Below are 15,767 nucleotides of genomic sequence, written 5' to 3'. Positions count from 1 at the left end.
ACTTTCTCCCCCAATCCGCAGTCGGGTTGGGGGGACCAGAGGTGACTCGAATTGAAAATGAAGCACAGGGAAGCACTCCTCGGTTACGCATACATCAGTCCCTGGTTGATTGGCTTCGTTGTCTTGACGCTAGGACCGTTCGTCGCATCGTTTTATCTCGGATTTACGCAATATAACCTGTTGACTGCGCCGAAATTTATTGGCTTGCAGAATTACATTCACATCTTGAAGGACCACGACTTCTGGCAGTCTCTGTACGTGACGTTTTACTACGCGATATTTTCAGTTCCACTCGATTTGCTTGTGGCATTGGTGCTCGCGATATTACTCAACCAGAAAGTTCGGTTCATGCGCTTGTTCCGAACCATCTTCTACTTGCCAGCCATCCTGCCTCCAGTCGCAGTCGCTATCCTTTGGAACTGGATATTGAACCCACAGTACGGCATTCTCAATCGATTTCTCGGAATCTTGCATCTCCCACAACCACAGTGGCTCGTCACGCCGCAGTGGACAGTGCCTTCTTTCATCGTGATGAGTGTATGGGGCGTGGGAACGTGGATGATCACGTTCTTAGCGGGCTTACAGGATGTACCCAGAAGTCTCTATGAGGCGGCTGTGATTGACGGCGCATCGGTTTGGAAGAAGTTTTGGTACGTAACGCTTCCAATGATTTCTCCAGTCCTGTTCTTCAATTTGATTATGGGATTGATTGGCGCGTTCAGTTACTTCACACAGGCGTTCGTAATGGGGGCCGGATACGGAGGTCGAGGTGCAGGGATCAACAATGCGGGATTGTTTTATGCACTAAATATTTACATACAGGGTTTTACGGAGTTGAACATGGGCTACGCGTCCGCGCTTGCGTGGGTTCTCTTTTTCATTGTCTTGCTGCTCACTCTGTTGGTCTTCAAGAGCTCGTCGCTCTGGGTGTACTACGGAGGTGAAAAAGAGTGACTCCCCAACGGTTGAAACTCCATGCGAAGGCACTACCTATGAAGCCAAGCAGTGGTCGCGTCGGGACTCGAGTGAGTCGACTGGTTGTCTACCTTCTGTTAATCGGCACGTCGATTTGTTTCTTGATTCCTTTTGTCTGGCTCATTCTCAGCGCGCTCAAGTCGAGTGACGAAATCTTTGTTTTTCCCCCGGTTTGGCTGCCTAAGCACTGGGAGTGGGGGAACTTTGGTAAAGCTCTGACGGCGTTGCCGTTTGCACGGTATGCACTGAATTCCATCATCATTGCCGTCGTCAACGTGATTGGCAATGTCGTCTCCTGTGCGTTTGTGGCGTATGGGTTTGCACGGTTTCGATTTCCCGGACGGAGGATTTTGTTCATGGTGCTCCTAGCCACCATGATGATTCCCAATCAAGTGTTGCTGGTTCCTCAGTTTATCTTATTTCACGACCTAGGCTGGATTAACACGCTGTTACCGTTGACGGTGCCTGCGTTTTTCGGATCCGCGTTCTACGTGTTTTTGCTGCGCCAGTTTTTTATGACGATACCTCCAGAATTAGAGGAGGCCGCGATGCTAGATGGGGCTGGAAGTCTGCGTACGTTTTTTACAGTGGTTCTTCCACTCGTCAAGCCTGCGTTGACGGCGGTCGCCATCTTCTCGTTCCAAGGAGCGTGGAACGATTTCTTAGCGCCTCTGATTTACTTGAACGATCCGAGCAAGTTCACACTACAACTGGGGCTATCACAATTCCAGGGTACATTCCACACAGAGTGGAATCTGATTATGGCTGCAACGGTTGTGGTCATGTTGCCCATGCTCGTCATCTTTTTCGCCGCGCAGCGGTACTTCATTGAAGGCATTACATTGACAGGGACGAAAGGCTGACGCGAGAATTTTCGTGTCCAGCATTCCTTGACTACAAACAGCAGCCGTTCCCACGGCCACCCAGTGCTCGGCATTGCATAGTTGGTGAAAGCGCGGTTGTCATGAAGACAGACCGCGCTTGTTGATGTGGAAGAAATTTGGCTAAAGACGCATCCGGAGCGTTTTGATGTGCTATGTGTCTGTGTCCCATTCTGATCTAGAGATGTATATCGTTTCTGATATATCAGAACCAATGGTTGTAAAACGACAAACCCATAAAAGCGTGCGACATTGTCGCAGAATAAAATCATAGCCTTGTTGACTACACGAAAAAATAAATATGCCATCTCCACATTCTTTGAATCGCATTTTCGTTAAAATGTTTTTACCGGCTTGGGATACAGCGTATGCAATGATCCTATCTACAAATACCCCCCGCTTACGGAGTCTCTTGAGATGGTCTTGTAAGTGAAAGAACAAAAATTCCCCTTTGTAATACGGGAACTGTTGTTTATCAATCACGATGGACGAGAGATAACCACAGTATGTCCCCACGTGGTCGAAGGGGATGACCTTGTGCTCTAGATTCCTGTCGTGGATCAATCCCCTTTTGATTTCTCCGTACACTGACGAATCAATCGGATAGAGTGAAATGTAACCCACGAGATGTTCTTGATGTAAAACGAGGATATCTGTAAAAGAGTTCAGCTCAATCCTTTCCAATGTTGCTTTTACATCGGATTGGTATTCCAGTGGATATACTTTTGAGTCAAGATTCAGCAATTTCTCCACATGATCCGGTTGAAGATATTGGGGTACGAAGACACGTTCACCTCTATGCGAATGGATCCTGGTGATGTTGTTTTTACGTATATGACCATCCATCAGTTTTTATGTGATGGAACATACCCGAAAGACAATGATTCTGCTTGTCTGCATTATTGCATCACCCGACCGAAATTTACATAATAATCTTTAAATTATCGTGTGATTTTTCGATTCACCCCTCCGTGCAGGTGGATATCTTGGGTTCTGTGCAGCTGTCTTCGGTGATGGTGTGCCACAAACCGATAGGGAGATGTTCAAATTTTCACCGACCACGTGCAGCGTGTCGTCATTGAGATACAACGAGCATGGTGGAGATTGTTCCAGATAAATTCGATAGATACTCCGGAATGCTGGGAAGAGCGCCATTACCCTTGCTCGAAGGCGTTGCGTTGTCGCAGGTTTCATCATAAGTTTCATCGTATCAGCTATCAACTGTAGCGATTTGCAGTATGAGCGATTTGCAAATCGCTCTGATATGGCTTCTGGGCCATTCATCCTCCAGATTCACTACACGAGATAGCAACAAAACCGGAGGGACTTGATGTGAGCGTACCTTTATCCCGCGTGTCGTTTCCGTTTGGTCCATTTGTCAAGAACGAAAGCAATCCCATTTTGGGGCCGCAAGGGGACTCGTGGGAAGCCAAGGATCTGTTTAACCCTGCCGCGGTAGTGAAGGACGGCAAGGTGTACATGCTCTATCGCGCAGAGGATCACAGCGGCGCTGGGGAGTGGAACGGAACCAGCCGCATTGGGATTGCCGTCAGCGAAGACGGCGTGCGCTTTGAACGCCATCCTGAGCCGGTACTAGTGCCAACCGAGAGCTATGAATTACCGGGTGGATGCGAAGATCCTCGCGTGACGCAGATTGGCGACACGTATTACCTGACGTACACAGCGTTTGATGGACACTCTGCAACCCTATGCTTGGCCACGTCAAAGGATCTCTTCACATGGGAAAAACACGGGGTTCTGTTTCCCGACTGGACTGAAGGTTCCGATAGGGTGTGGTCGAAGTCTGGGGCGATTCTGTCTGAACCCATCAATGGCAAGTACATCATGTACTTCGGCGATACAAGTATCTGGCTTGCATATTCGGAAGACCTGGTTCACTGGACGCCGGTGAAAGAACCTGTGTTCACACCGTCCACTGATCCAGAGGCGTTTGACAGCGCGCTGATTGAGCCAGGCCCGCAACCCATGTTGACGGACGACGGTATCTTGTTGATTTACAACGCTGCGAGGGTGATCACAGACCCGCAAGATCCGTCCTTTGGTAAACTCCGCTACTCTGCCGGGCAGGTTCTGCTGTCGAAGGAAGATCCGACGAAAGTCTTGAAACGCACGGAAGCACCGTTTTTCGTCCCAGGCACGCACGACGAGATTGTTGGACAGGTCGGGAACGTGGTATTCGTTGAGGGCCTGGTAGAGTATCAGGGAGCGCACTACCTGTACTACGGGATGGCCGATTCCAAAATTGGCGTGGCCATCTATCGCCGTTAGTGTCTTCGCGTAGATCTGGCACTGACGAACTCGTACGTTGCACAGGAGGCATGTGCACCATGAAGATCTACCGATACCAAGAAAACCCGCTGATCACGCCGAAGGACGTCCCGCCGTTGCGGCCGGACTTCGAAGTGATTGGCGCTTTTAATGCTGGCGTTGCTGAATACAATGGCGAGCTGATTATGCTGTTGCGCGTGGCAGAACGCCCCATCCGCACGGACGCCCACATCGTCAAGGCGCCGGTGTTCAACCCAAGCACGAGGGAGTTGGTCATCAAAGAGTTCGACCTGCGGGACCCTGCGTATGACGTTTCCGATCCGCGCGTCATCCGCGAACGGGGCAAAGAAACATGGTCCTACCTGACTTCGCTCTCGTATTTGCGCATTGCGCGCAGCCGAGACGGTCACCACTTCACCGTCGATGACGGGGCATTCCTGTTTCCAGCTGACGCACTGGAGACGTTCGGCATCGAAGATCCGCGCATTACGTTCATCGAAGGCAAGTACTACATTACGTTTAGTGTGGTGTCTCCGGTCGGTGTAGGGGTTGGCTTAGCGGTGACCGATGACTTTGTCCATGCGGACAGGCTTGGCGTCATCTTTCCACCGGAAAACAAGGACGTGGTGTTGTTCCCTGAACGCATTCACGGCAAGTACTACGCACTGCACCGCCCCGTACCCAAAGGGGCGGGGGCTCCGGAAATCTGGATTGCGGAATCGGACAACCTGCGCTACTGGGGCAATCACCGTTACCTGATGGGGCTCCGCCCGGACCACTGGGACAACACGCGCATCGGTGCCGGTGCTGTGCCCATCAAGACGGAGATGGGATGGCTAGAACTGTACCACGGTGCGGATGAAAAGAACCGCTACTGCATGGGCGCCGTGCTGTTGGACCTCGACAACCCAGCGAAAGTGCTGGCACGCACTGAGCAGCCCATCCTTGTGCCGGAGGCTCCGTATGAAACGGACGGGTTCTTTGGCAACGTGGTGTTCTCTTGTGGTGCACTGGTCGACGGGGACACCGTGAAGATGTACTACGGCGTCGCAGATACGTCGATGGCCTGTGCGGAGTTAAGTCTGCGCGAGATCATGTCGGCGCTGACTTTTCACTGAGGCATGGAGGAGAGACATCCATGGTGACGCTATCAAATTGGAAGATCCAGTCCTTCGACGACGGTCAGGTTCCGGACCTCGTGGTGTCCCATCCGGATTACATCGACCATTTTTGGATGTCGGCAAAGGTGCCCGGCGACGTGCACTCCACACTCATTGACAAGAAGGTCATTGAACACCCGTTCTTTGGGCACAACGACCTCAAGTGTCGCTGGATTGAGGAAAAAGTCTGGTGGTACCGAACCGAGTTTCACTGGGATGAGGACCTCCAACCCGACGAGCGAATGGAACTGACGTTTGAAGGGCTCGACACATTTGCCACCATCTACTTGAACGGCGTGGAACTGGCCTTTTCGGACAATATGTTTGTACCAGTGACGTTGGACGTGACGCGAGAGCTGGTGCGCGGAAAGAACGTGGTCGCCGTGAAGTTTGACCCTGTCTCCAAACACGTGGGCGGCAAAGAAATGACGTATTGGTCGGGGTTTAGCAAAGAGCGCATCTGGGCGCGTAAGGCGCAGATGAACTTTGGTTGGGACTGGGGGCCGAGACTTGTCACGGTTGGTATCTGGCAACCGGTCCGACTCGCGAAGAAGAAGTACGCAAAGTGGGACTCGGTATTTGCGAGAACGGTTTCGATAGACGAACAGGAAGCCGTGGTTGCCGTGGATCTTCACGTGCAAACCTTTCGTCGCAGGCCTGTGGGGTACGGCGCAGCATCGGTTACCGAACCGCCTCGGACACTGACGGCTGTGGTTACTCTGCAGGATGAGGACACGTGTGTTGAGACCCGTGTGGAATTGGGGGGAACTCCGACGACCGCGGAGTTGCGCGTACCAAACCCGAAACTGTGGTGGACCAGGGACCTGGGGACTCCACATCTGTATCAGCTGTCTGCCACACTCTACGTCGACGGGGAGGCGGTGGACACGTTTACCTCTCAGTTCGGCATCCGTAGCTTGTACGTCAAGCAAAAGGCGGAGGACGGGAGGAACGTGTTCACCTTCGTCCTGAACGGCAAGGAAATCTTTGCAAAGGGGGCCAACTGGATCCCCGTCGACAGCTTCATGGGTACCGCACCAGATTCCCGCTATCGACACCTCATTTCGCTGGCTAGGGAAGCCGGCATGAACATGTTGCGGGTGTGGGGCGGGGGCATTTACGAGAAACCGGTGTTTTACGAGGAATGCGACAAGCAGGGGATTCTGGTTTGGCAGGACTTCATGTTTGCGTGTGCCCTGTATCCCGACTACAACGCAAACTTCATGGCGAACGTGGAAAAGGAAATTGTGCATGTTGTGAAGCGGTTACGGAATCACGCCTGCCTCGCGCTCTGGTGTGGTAACAATGAAAACGACTGGATCTACGAGTCGATGCTGTCGAGTGGCACCATCCACACTCCATTTTACGGCGAGAAAATCTACCACGAGATGATGCCAGCGCTACTAGCGGATTTGGATCCGACTCGCTTGTACTGGCCGAGCTCTCCGTATGGAGGCAATGATCACAACTCGGCCGAGGAAGGGGATAGGCACAACTGGCAAGTGTGGCACGGTCACGTCTATCCGCGGAAGTTCGGGGAACCAGAGCGCATCGACTACAGCGTTGAAGGCGTGTCTTTCAAAAATTTCGCGAAATGTCTGTCCACATTTGTCAGTGAGTTCGGCATGCATGCGGCGTCCAATCGGTACACTTTGGAACGGTGGATCCCGGAGGGACAATGCTTCTGGGGGAGCGACGAGCTGGCCTATCGCAACAAGGACTACCACCACCCCAAGGGACTTCTGCTGATGGAAGGCTACACTGGGATCCCGGAAAATCTCGACGAATACGTCAACTACTCGATGCTGACGCAAGCTGAAGGTTTAAAGTATGGAGTCGAACACTACAGGCGAAGGAAGTTCCAGTCCAGTGGGACGCTCTTTTGGCAGCTGAACGATTGCTGGCCGGGTACAAGCTGGTCCGTGATTGATTACCACTTGTTGCCCAAGGCTGCATACTTTTACGCAAAACGGTTCTTCGCCCCGATTCTTCTGTCCGCGAACATTGACGATGCTGGCCACGTTGAACTGTGGGTGGTCAACGACACCTTGCAGAACTACAAAGATCAAATTCATGTCGAGGTCATCGATTTTACCGGCAACGTCGCTTGGGAACACATACAGGACGTTTGCGTGGCTGACAACGGTAAGCTCAAATTCCTGGAGTTGACTGAAGCAGAGATGTTGCGTGGTGTAGACGCGCGCCACGCCGTCCTTCGCCTGTCGTCGAAGAGCGGCAAAGCGCCGACGAATATGTACTATTTCCGCGACCACAAACACCTGTTGCTCCCTTGCGCGGCGTTGACGGTCGAGGTAGACACGGCCGCAAAGACAGTGACCGTTTCCACAGACCATCACGCGCGAATGGTGAACATCGCGTTTCATCAACCACATGTCACTTGGAGTGATAATTACTTCGACCTCATCGCAGGAGAGACGAAGGTGGTTGAAATAGGTCACTTCGATGGAGACGATGTCGACTTCCCAACCATTCGTGTTTCGGCCATCAACGCCCCAGCGGCGGACATCTCCTTCGTCAAGACCGGAAGGACTGCCGCTCATATGCCTGTTCGATTCTCGTAATCAGCATATGGTAAGCGGTCGCCACATCTTGATAATCTGCTTCTCCGCTCGATTGGAACTGCCATAACAGCTGCTCGAACGCCTTTAGGCCTTCCCTCACAGGTTGCCCCAAGAGGTGAAGGCCTTCGTACAGTAACGGGCGCATCTTCTCGACATATGGCTGTGTGTTGATATCTGGCACATCAAAATCAAACAGCCCGTATTCTGCGTGAATTTTGAGTACTTCGTTGTATATCTGAAAGCGTCGGTCACTCTCGGCAAAGGATTTTTGCAGCATAGCGAGTTGCTGTTGGCTGCGCATCTGCCTATTTCCGGCCACAAAACTGCCCAGCACCCCCACGCAAGCCCCCAATATACCCGTTGCACCTGTGATTGCGGTCGGCACCCAATCCGCATTCACCATGATATCCCCACCCACGCCATCACTTCTTATGAATCAATGTACAGTGAATTCACACCCGTCATGACTGTCAAAACCGAAAACTGCTGTGATGAAACCGTTGCAGTGAATTCCGCCAAAGGTCCACTGTCTGCGTTGCAGGCCGTGGGCTGTTGTTCTTGTCGGCCTTGGCCGCACAAAAAAATAGGTATTTGGTCAAAGGTATAGGCCTTTACAGTGCTGACGCTTGCGACATACATGTACAGCATGCTGCGGTGAGGGGAGGGTATGGATGGGCGAAGTACTGGATGGATGTTTGTGTTCGTGAATACACGCTAGGTAGTCGTGTTTCTGATGATTTTCGTTGTATTTATGGTGTACGTTCCTGAATCGGTGGCCTATTCAAATTCAGAATCGGAGGTTGTTTACAACATGGATGATTTCAAAAAAGAGCTCAAAAAGTTAAACATTGATGAGTTTAAGGCGAGTGAAGTGACTCCCACGGAGGACAAAGGATCTGACGACGCCGCCCTTGCTCAATTTGGCGGATTTGGCGGATTTGGCGGATTTGGAGGCCGCTGTTTCCGCTGTTTCCGCTGTTTCCGCTGCTTCCGCTGCTTCAGGTGTTCCCGTTGTGGTGGTGGTGGCTTCTGTGGTGGAGGTGGCTTCTGTGGTGGAGGTGGCTTCTGTGGTGGTGGTGGTGGCTCCTGTGGTGGAGGTGGCTTCTGTGGTGGAGGTGGCTTCGGCGGGTAATCTCTCCGAGGTTTAGTTTCCAGTAGACAGCAGAATACCCCTGTGCGAACAAGCCTCGTTCGCACAGGGGTTCTGTTTTTGGTAAGCGGGGACAAACAGCGCTACATACGATGAGGAAGAACATGATGACAGTGGACGTGAAAGCGGCCGACGGTAAGGAGGAGCGGGATGACAAGTGTAAAGCCTTCGATGCGCCTGAAAGTGAAGGGAGATACGTTTTTTCTCCCTGATGGGAACGGCGGTGTGTACTTCCGGAACAACGAAGGATGGTTCCGAATGGAAGGGCGGAGCATTCACCAGTGGATTGAAACGCTAATACCGGTGTTCAACGGGGAACTTTCGTTGACAGATTTGACGGATGGATTGCCGGGCCCCCACCGGGAGATGGTGTACAACATCGCAGACGTGTTGTACCAAAACCACTTTGTGCGAGATGTGAGCCAGGACCGTCCACACGATTTGTCGGATGCGGTTCTCCAAAAGTACGCGTATCAAATCGAGTTCTTGGACAATCTGGCGGGTTCGGGTGCCCACCGCTTCCAGCAGTATCGGCAGGCCAAGGTACTGGTCATTGGCTCTGGATCGGCATTGGTCTCGTTGGTTTCGGCGTTGCTGGAGTCGGGACTCCCCGGCATTCACATGCTTGTGACGGACTCGCTGCCGATGAACCGGTCTCGACTGTCGGAATTGGAGGAACACCACCGAAAGTCCGATGCAGAGGTGAAGTTGACAGAAATCACTTTGGGGAATTCAGGCTCTGAACGCTGGCGTGCGGCCATTCGGCCGTTTGACGCAGTTCTGTACGTATCGGAAACGGGAGATATTGAGGAACTGCGCGCGTTGCAACAGGCTTGCAGAGACGAAAAGAAGGTGTTGTTACCCGCCCTGTGTTTGGAACAGGCAGGCGTTGCTGGGCCGCTTGTGCACCCAGACTCGGCCGGAAGTTGGGAGTCAGCGTGGCGGCGTATCCACGAAACTGCGATTTGCAAAGACCCACAGTTACACACATTTTCCTCTACAGCGGGGGCCATGCTGGCGAACGTCATTGCGTTTGAATGGTTCAAGACAGTGACCGGTGTCGCCGAATCCGAGCTGAAGAACCAATTCTTCCTGTTGAACCTCGAAACATTGGAAGGCAGCTGGCATCCCTTTCTCCCGCATCCGCTTGTGGCCGGACATCCGCGCCCCGTATCGGTGGAGGATCTCAAGAAGCGTTTGAAGCAATCAACAGCACCCCCTGAGTCCCCAGGATTGCTTCCGTACTTTCAGGAGTTGACGTCTACCGTGTCGGGCATTTTTCACCAGTGGGAGGAAGGGGAACTGATTCAGCTTCCACTCGCTCAGTGCCGCGTTCAACCGGTCGATCCCCTGTCCACCGGCCCCGCCACACTGTTGCCGGGCATCATCTGTAACGGCATGACGCATGAGGATGCTCGCAAGGAAGCTGGACTCGCCGGGATTGAAGCGTATGTAACGAGATTCGTTCAGCTCTGGAAGGCGGAATCTCGTGAACAGGGGAATGGCGAATTCGTCCTGCCAGAGGAATTTGTCGGCGTGGGCGCTGGCGAGTCGGTCGCGGAGGCCGTGTGCCGTGGACTGCAAAAATGCCTAACAGAGGCACTAACACGAGCATGCACAAACCAACCTCCAGCGGTGTCCCGCGTGCACGTGCGCAAAGTCTCCGATGACCGGTGCCAATTCTACTTGCAGGCGTTGACGACGATGCAAGGCGCTCCAGTCATTGGATTGGGGCAACCCATCTGGGGGTTGCCTGTGGTGTGGCTGAGCACGGGGGAGCGCTGGTACGGCAGTGCCGATTTGAACGTCACACTCGCTTTGCGAAAGGCCCTGCAACAGGCCTTACTGGTAACACAAAACCCGGATGATTCCGACCTTGGCATCGTGTGTACGGTTCCAACCGTGTTACTGCAAGACGAGGATCCGGACGAGGTTGTGGTTCCAGCGTCCCCGGATCTCACGGAACTTAAGGTGTTGCGGGCGGCACTCCAGACGTTGGAGCGAAGCAACCGACAGGTGTATGTATTTGACCTGGCACAGGAACCGTTTGTACGAGAGACGTTGGCTGGTGTCTTTGGTGTCGTGCTCTACGGGGAGGGATCCCAGTGAACGCTGTTGTTTTGGTGATTGGAGATGGCCTGTTGGCCAACCATGTAAGCCAGGCATTATCCGCGCAATGTCAGGTGGAGCGCCATCTGCATTTGACGCAGGAAGTTCCGGATAGCGTGGACTTGGCGCTGGTGCTCGACGACGGCTGGAATCCTTCGGATTACCAACAGGCGGAAGAAGTGTTTCAACAAGCGAACATCCCTTGGTTGCTCGGCTTTGTCTCATTCGGCCAAGGCATCGTTGGACCGCTGGTTCGTCCAGGCACGCCAGGGTGTTCGCAGTGTGCAGATGCAAGACGTCTGATGGCGGCAGACAACAGACAAGAACTGTGGGCTTTGCAACAAGCGTTGACCTCCGGCGGGGGAATGCAGCACGACGTCTGGGCATCATCGTCCGCTCTGCTGCAACTGACGCACCTGCTTGTGGCGGAAGTGGGGCGGGTACTAGGGGGCAACCGCGCGCACGCGGAAGGGCACGTATTTTTGATGAACCTCAAAACGTTCACGACGACGCGACACTTCTTTCTGCCTGACCCGCAGTGTGCGGTGTGCGGGCACTTACCGGACGACACGCCGACGGCGGCCTGCATGGCTTTGGAACCCAGTCCAAAAGTGAGCGCTGACAGCTACCGTTGTCGACCCTTGGCTGAACTGAAGGGCGTGTTGCAAAAGGAGTATTTGGATTACCGGACTGGATTTCTGAATGCGAAGGTATACGACCTCGTGACGCCGTTTGCAACTGCAAGTGTGAATCTTCCGCTGACCAACGGCGATGAGGGCTGTGCTGGCAGGACGCACTCGTACGCGGACAGTGAGCTGACGGCGATTCTTGAGGGATTGGAGCGGTACTGCGGCTTGATGCCCCGAGGGAAGCGCACCGTCGTTCGCGAAAGTTACCGGGATGTGGCAGATAAAGCACTGAATCCTGTTCGAGTCGGGCTGCACGCGAAGGAACAGTACGCAGAGCCCCAATTTCCGTTTCAGCCGTTTCACGAAGATGTACCTCTGGATTGGGTGTGGGGTTATTCGTTCCTGCAGGAACGCCCCATCCTCGTGCCCGAGCTGCTGGCCTACTACAGTTTGGGCTGTCGGGGCGGCTTTGTGTACGAAACTTCCAACGGGTGTGCGTTGGGCGGGAGCTTGGTTGAAGCCATCTTCTACGGGATTTTGGAGGTGGTAGAACGCGATTCCTTCCTGTTGACGTGGTACGCGCAGCTTCCTCTGCCGCGGCTCAATCTGCATTCCGCCAAGGATTCGGAACTCCAGATGATGGTCGATACACTGCGGGTGGTTGCAGGGTACGACGTACATTTGTTTAACGCCACCATGGAGAACGGAATACCAAGCGTTTGGGCGGTGGCGAAAAACCGAAAGGGGAAAGGGGTCAACCTGATCTGTGCAGCGGGGGCTCACCTCGACCCTGTACGGGCGGTCAAAGGCGCCATTCATGAGTTAGCCGGCATGGTGATGGTGATGGACGAGAAGTACGAAGCCAACAAGGAAGAGTGTTTGCAGATGTACCGTAACCCGTTCCGTGTCCGGAACATGGAGGACCATTCCATGCTCTACAGCCTGCCGCAAGCGGAAGAGCGTCTGCAGTTCCTGCTCGACGAACGGCGCCCGCTGCGGTCGTTTGACGAAGAATTCAAAGTGAGGCCGTGGCACGCGGATCTCGCCGACGATGTGAAGGACATCCTCGACGTGTTTCGCCGCTTGAATCTCGAGGTCATTGTGGTGGATCAGACCACGCCCGAGGTCAAGCGGATGGGACTCCACTGCGTAAAAGTAATTATACCGGGGATGTTGCCTATGACGTTCGGTTACCACTTGACACGGCTGGATGGACTGGAGCGCGTGTTGCGAGTGCCCATGGAACTCGGTTACGCAAGGAAACCGCTCACCCGTGAACAGCTCAATCCGCATCCACATCCGTTTCCATAAAGCTGCAGGGAGGTACGAAAGCATGGATTTAAAGACATTTCTGCACAACCTGCACTTTGACACCGACAAGGCCCGCCCTCCGGATTTTGAGGTGGATTGGGATGACGCGCCGCTCGCGTATAAGCTGTATCGCGGCCTGCCCACGTTTCCGCTGTCCTCAGACGTCCCACTTACACTGGAAGGACAGAGGCCAGCTTCTCTACCTGACCTGCGGGACATTGGGCATTTTCTGTGGTACGCGTACGGACTGACGGCCCTCTCACAGTCTGGTTTCGTCGGGGGCGGCGACCCGGGCACCCATGTCACGCAGGTGTATCGGCGGTTTGCTCCGTCTGGCGGCGCTTTATATCCAAACGAGTTGTACGTCTATTTGAATATCGAGGAGATACCTTGCGGTGTCTACCATTACGACGTCGCTCATCATCGCTTGGTATTGTTGCGCGAGGGACAATTCCACCCGTATCTTACCCAAGCCCTGGCCAACCGCTGCAATGTATCTCGCTGTTTTGGCGCAATTTTTGTGTCGACAATGTTCTGGAAAAACTACTACAAGTACAACAACTTTGCTTATCGGCTGCAAGGGCTCGACGCCGGCGCTCTGATGGGGCAGGTGCTGGAAGTGTCAAGGCGATTCGGCTTTGAATCCGCCGTGTACTTCCAGTTTCTTGACAACGCTGTCAACCACTTGCTGGGACTCTCCGAACGGGAGGAGAGCGTGTATGCCGTGATTCCGCTGTCTGTAGAACCAGCAGGGAGCTGGTTTACGGTTACGCCCACCGGGGGTAAGACAACTTGTGCAACCGCGTTGTGTCGGGCGTTACCTTCGGTTCAGCACGAACACTATGTCCGTTCGCGCAGTGTTCAGGATTATCCGATGCTCATTCAGATGAATGAAGCCTCCAAGCTGGAGACTGTTCCGCCTTGTGCAGGACAGCAAGGAAGACAGAACTGTTGCGGGGATTCCACGGTGTCTTTACCTTGTGTGACGCCGACATTCTATGACTTTGCAGCGGTCTGCAGATCCCGGTATTCGCCAGGGACGGACTTCGTACTTGGGAAGATACCCCAAGAGAAATTTGCGATGCTGCTGAAAGAGACCACTCAAGCTTTCTCATACCGCACGGATTTGAACCTGGACGGGGTACAAGGCGCCTTACCTCGCGTCTCGTTGTACGTGTGTTTGTACGGCGTTGAAGGTGTCGAGGATGGAGCGTATTGCTATGACCCCGCCGCCCACGTGCTACGGCAGATACGCCCAGGTGATCACCGCTTTCGGCTGCAAGACGGCATGTCCATGCACAACGTCAACCTATCGCAGGTACCGCTGTGTTTTCACGTTGCGGGGGATAGGGATCATTGGAAACCGTCGCTCGGGTACAGGGGATATCGCATTCAACAAATGGAGGCCGGAATGCTCGTACAACGTCTCCTATTGGCGGTGTCCGCCATGGGCATGAATGGCCACCCGCTCCTGGGCTTTGATGCAGAAATATGTGATGACATTTACAAGATGGTTCCGCAGGGAATCACAAGTTTGATTCAAATCCCGGTGGGCCCTTATCGCCTGGGGTCCAAACTAGAGGGCGGTTTGCACGCTTAGGGCGAGAACACGAATCTCCTTCAAACCATCGCACGGACGTGGCCAGTGGTCGATGGATGGGCAGAAGCGAAAAATGCAAAAATTAACCATTGATCAGGACCGGGGAATGATGTTATTTTAATACCTGCGTCTGAGATTTGTCTGAAGCCGCTCAGGTTTGAGTACGGCCTTCAAATCATGTGGGGGTATAGCTCAGTTGGGAGAGCACCTGCCTTGCAAGCAGGGGGTCGTCGGTTCGAATCCGTCTACCTCCACCAGAAGCCAAAGCCGACACAAGACGGCGTTTGGCCACCGTTCCTCGATAGCTCAGCGGTAGAGCATCCGGCTGTTAACCGGAGGGTCGTAGGTTCGAATCCTACTCGAGGAGCCAGCGCTCCCATAGCTCAGTCGGCAGAGCGCATCCATGGTAAGGATGAGGTCATCGGTTCGAATCCGATTGGGAGCTCCATCGAGACGACCTTGTGTTGTCACTGTGGCCCCATGGTCAAGCGGTTAAGACACCGCCCTTTCACGGCGGTAACAGGGGTTCGAATCCCCTTGGGGTCACCACCTTATGGCTCGGTAGCTCAGTCGGTAGAGCAGAGGACTGAAAATCCTCGTGTCGGCGGTTCGATTCCGTCCCGAGCCACCAAGCAACTCGTGTTGAGTTGCACCTGTCTGCGGAAGTGGCTCAGGGGTAGAGCATCGCCTTGCCAAGGCGAGGGTCGCGGGTTCGAATCCCGTCTTCCGCTCCATATGCGGGTGTAGTTCAATGGTAGAACTCCAGCTTCCCAAGCTGGCGGCGTGGGTTCGATTCCCATCACCCGCTCCAGTATGTATTACGCGGCTATAGCTCAGAGGGAGAGCACCACCTTGACACGGTGGGGGCCATAGGTTCGATTCCTATTAGCCGCACCAAAAGCTGCGGAGAGATGTCCGAGTTGGTCGAAGGAGCACGATTGGAAATCGTGTAGGCGGTTTAAACCCGCCTCGAGGGTTCGAATCCCTCTCTCTCCGCCACTGTGGCGGCGTAGCTCAGCTGGTTAGAGCACACGGTTCATACCCGTGGTGTCGGTGGTTCGAGTCCACTCGCCGCTACCAA

Annotated in this window: 10 protein-coding genes and 10 tRNA genes; 19 read left to right on the top strand and 1 reads right to left on the bottom strand. The window is 53.8% G+C overall.

The features are described 5' to 3' along the window. The first annotated feature begins 57 nt into the window (after positions 1-57). From YWK_RS0115210 to YWK_RS20200, 5 genes are all read left to right on the top strand, one after another. Positions 58-954, top strand: coding sequence for a carbohydrate ABC transporter permease (locus YWK_RS0115210; RefSeq protein WP_026965468.1), 897 nt, complete (start codon positions 58-60; stop codon positions 952-954). Next, the gene (locus YWK_RS0115205) at positions 951-1,838 is read left to right on the top strand and encodes a carbohydrate ABC transporter permease (RefSeq protein ID WP_342664253.1); all 888 of its coding nucleotides are present in this window, start codon (positions 951-953) and stop codon (positions 1,836-1,838) included. Before YWK_RS0115210 ends, YWK_RS0115205 begins: the two co-directional genes overlap by 4 nt. Before the next feature lie 1,350 nt (positions 1,839-3,188). Next, positions 3,189-4,145: a glycoside hydrolase family 130 protein gene (locus YWK_RS20205; RefSeq protein ID WP_035467242.1), complete on the top strand. Its 957-nt coding sequence runs from the start codon at positions 3,189-3,191 to the stop codon at positions 4,143-4,145. Between the two features lie 59 nt (positions 4,146-4,204). Next, positions 4,205-5,263 carry a BtaManbiosPhlase gene (locus YWK_RS0115190; protein WP_026965466.1) on the top strand — a complete coding sequence of 353 codons (1,059 nt, stop codon included), beginning with the start codon at positions 4,205-4,207 and terminating at the stop codon, positions 5,261-5,263. A gap of 20 nt (positions 5,264-5,283) precedes the next feature. After that, positions 5,284-7,887, top strand: a complete 2,604-nt coding sequence (locus YWK_RS20200) for a glycoside hydrolase family 2 protein (protein WP_051375650.1) — start codon at positions 5,284-5,286, stop codon at positions 7,885-7,887. On the opposite strand, the gene YWK_RS0115180 is transcribed toward YWK_RS20200, so the two are convergent. After that, positions 7,841-8,290, bottom strand: a complete 450-nt coding sequence (locus YWK_RS0115180) for a hypothetical protein (RefSeq protein WP_026965465.1) — start codon at positions 8,288-8,290, stop codon at positions 7,841-7,843. The genes YWK_RS20200 and YWK_RS0115180 overlap by 47 nt on opposite strands. 330 nt (positions 8,291-8,620) lie before the next feature. On the opposite strand from YWK_RS0115180, the gene YWK_RS22905 reads away from it, so the two are divergent. The 14 genes from YWK_RS22905 (at position 8,621) to YWK_RS0115110 (ending at position 15,766) form a co-directional block, all read left to right on the top strand. Beyond that, on the top strand, positions 8,621-9,019 hold the full coding sequence (locus YWK_RS22905; protein WP_084453761.1) for a heterocycloanthracin/sonorensin family bacteriocin: 399 nt from the start codon (positions 8,621-8,623) through the stop codon (positions 9,017-9,019). Positions 9,020-9,187: 168 nt separating this feature from the next. Continuing rightward, positions 9,188-11,146: a putative thiazole-containing bacteriocin maturation protein gene (locus YWK_RS0115170; protein ID WP_026965463.1), complete on the top strand. Its 1,959-nt coding sequence runs from the start codon at positions 9,188-9,190 to the stop codon at positions 11,144-11,146. Continuing rightward, the gene (locus YWK_RS0115165) at positions 11,143-13,086 is read left to right on the top strand and encodes a TOMM precursor leader peptide-binding protein (protein WP_026965462.1); all 1,944 of its coding nucleotides are present in this window, start codon (positions 11,143-11,145) and stop codon (positions 13,084-13,086) included. Before YWK_RS0115170 ends, YWK_RS0115165 begins: the two co-directional genes overlap by 4 nt. A 22-nt stretch (positions 13,087-13,108) precedes the next feature. Continuing rightward, a complete protein-coding gene (locus YWK_RS0115160) occupies positions 13,109-14,686 on the top strand; it encodes a SagB family peptide dehydrogenase (protein ID WP_026965461.1) in 1,578 nt (525 codons plus the stop codon). 181 nt (positions 14,687-14,867) lie between these two features. Beyond that, positions 14,868-14,943, top strand: a tRNA-Ala gene (locus YWK_RS0115155). A gap of 38 nt (positions 14,944-14,981) precedes the next feature. Beyond that, a tRNA-Asn gene (locus YWK_RS0115150) sits at positions 14,982-15,056 on the top strand. A 2-nt stretch (positions 15,057-15,058) separates the two neighbouring features. Further along, positions 15,059-15,134 (top strand) — tRNA-Thr (locus YWK_RS0115145). Between the two features lie 26 nt (positions 15,135-15,160). After that, a tRNA-Glu gene (locus tag YWK_RS0115140) sits at positions 15,161-15,235 on the top strand. Between the two features lie 6 nt (positions 15,236-15,241). Then, a tRNA-Phe gene (locus YWK_RS0115135) sits at positions 15,242-15,317 on the top strand. 28 nt (positions 15,318-15,345) lie between these two features. Further along, positions 15,346-15,420: transfer RNA gene (locus tag YWK_RS0115130), tRNA-Gly, on the top strand. A gap of 3 nt (positions 15,421-15,423) precedes the next feature. Further along, positions 15,424-15,497, top strand: a tRNA-Gly gene (locus YWK_RS0115125). An 11-nt stretch (positions 15,498-15,508) separates the two neighbouring features. Then, positions 15,509-15,583, top strand: a tRNA-Val gene (locus YWK_RS0115120). 8 nt (positions 15,584-15,591) lie between these two features. After that, positions 15,592-15,685: transfer RNA gene (locus YWK_RS0115115), tRNA-Ser, on the top strand. Between the two features lie 4 nt (positions 15,686-15,689). After that, a tRNA-Met gene (locus YWK_RS0115110) sits at positions 15,690-15,766 on the top strand. Position 15,767: the final 1 nt, after the last annotated feature.

Source organism: Alicyclobacillus pomorum DSM 14955 (genome assembly GCF_000472905.1).
GTDB lineage: Bacteria > Bacillota > Bacilli > Alicyclobacillales > Alicyclobacillaceae > Alicyclobacillus_A > Alicyclobacillus_A pomorum.
The sequence above is the reverse complement of the archived record's forward strand: the minus strand, read 5'-3'. Positions and strand labels throughout refer to the sequence as shown.

What these genes read in the sequence shown, in the direction of transcription:
- YWK_RS0115210 (WP_026965468.1), top strand. Translation starts at nt 58, where the DNA reads ATGAAGCACAGGGAAGCACTCCTCGGTTACGCATACATCAGTCCCTGG.
- YWK_RS0115190 (WP_026965466.1), top strand. Translation starts at nt 4,205, where the DNA reads ATGAAGATCTACCGATACCAAGAAAACCCGCTGATCACGCCGAAGGAC.
- YWK_RS20200 (WP_051375650.1), top strand. Translation starts at nt 5,284, where the DNA reads ATGGTGACGCTATCAAATTGGAAGATCCAGTCCTTCGACGACGGTCAG.
- YWK_RS0115180 (WP_026965465.1), bottom strand. Translation starts at nt 8,290, where the DNA reads ATGGTGAATGCGGATTGGGTGCCGACCGCAATCACAGGTGCAACGGGT.
- YWK_RS22905 (WP_084453761.1), top strand. Translation starts at nt 8,621, where the DNA reads ATGATTTTCGTTGTATTTATGGTGTACGTTCCTGAATCGGTGGCCTAT.
- YWK_RS0115170 (WP_026965463.1), top strand. Translation starts at nt 9,188, where the DNA reads ATGACAAGTGTAAAGCCTTCGATGCGCCTGAAAGTGAAGGGAGATACG.
- YWK_RS0115160 (WP_026965461.1), top strand. Translation starts at nt 13,109, where the DNA reads ATGGATTTAAAGACATTTCTGCACAACCTGCACTTTGACACCGACAAG.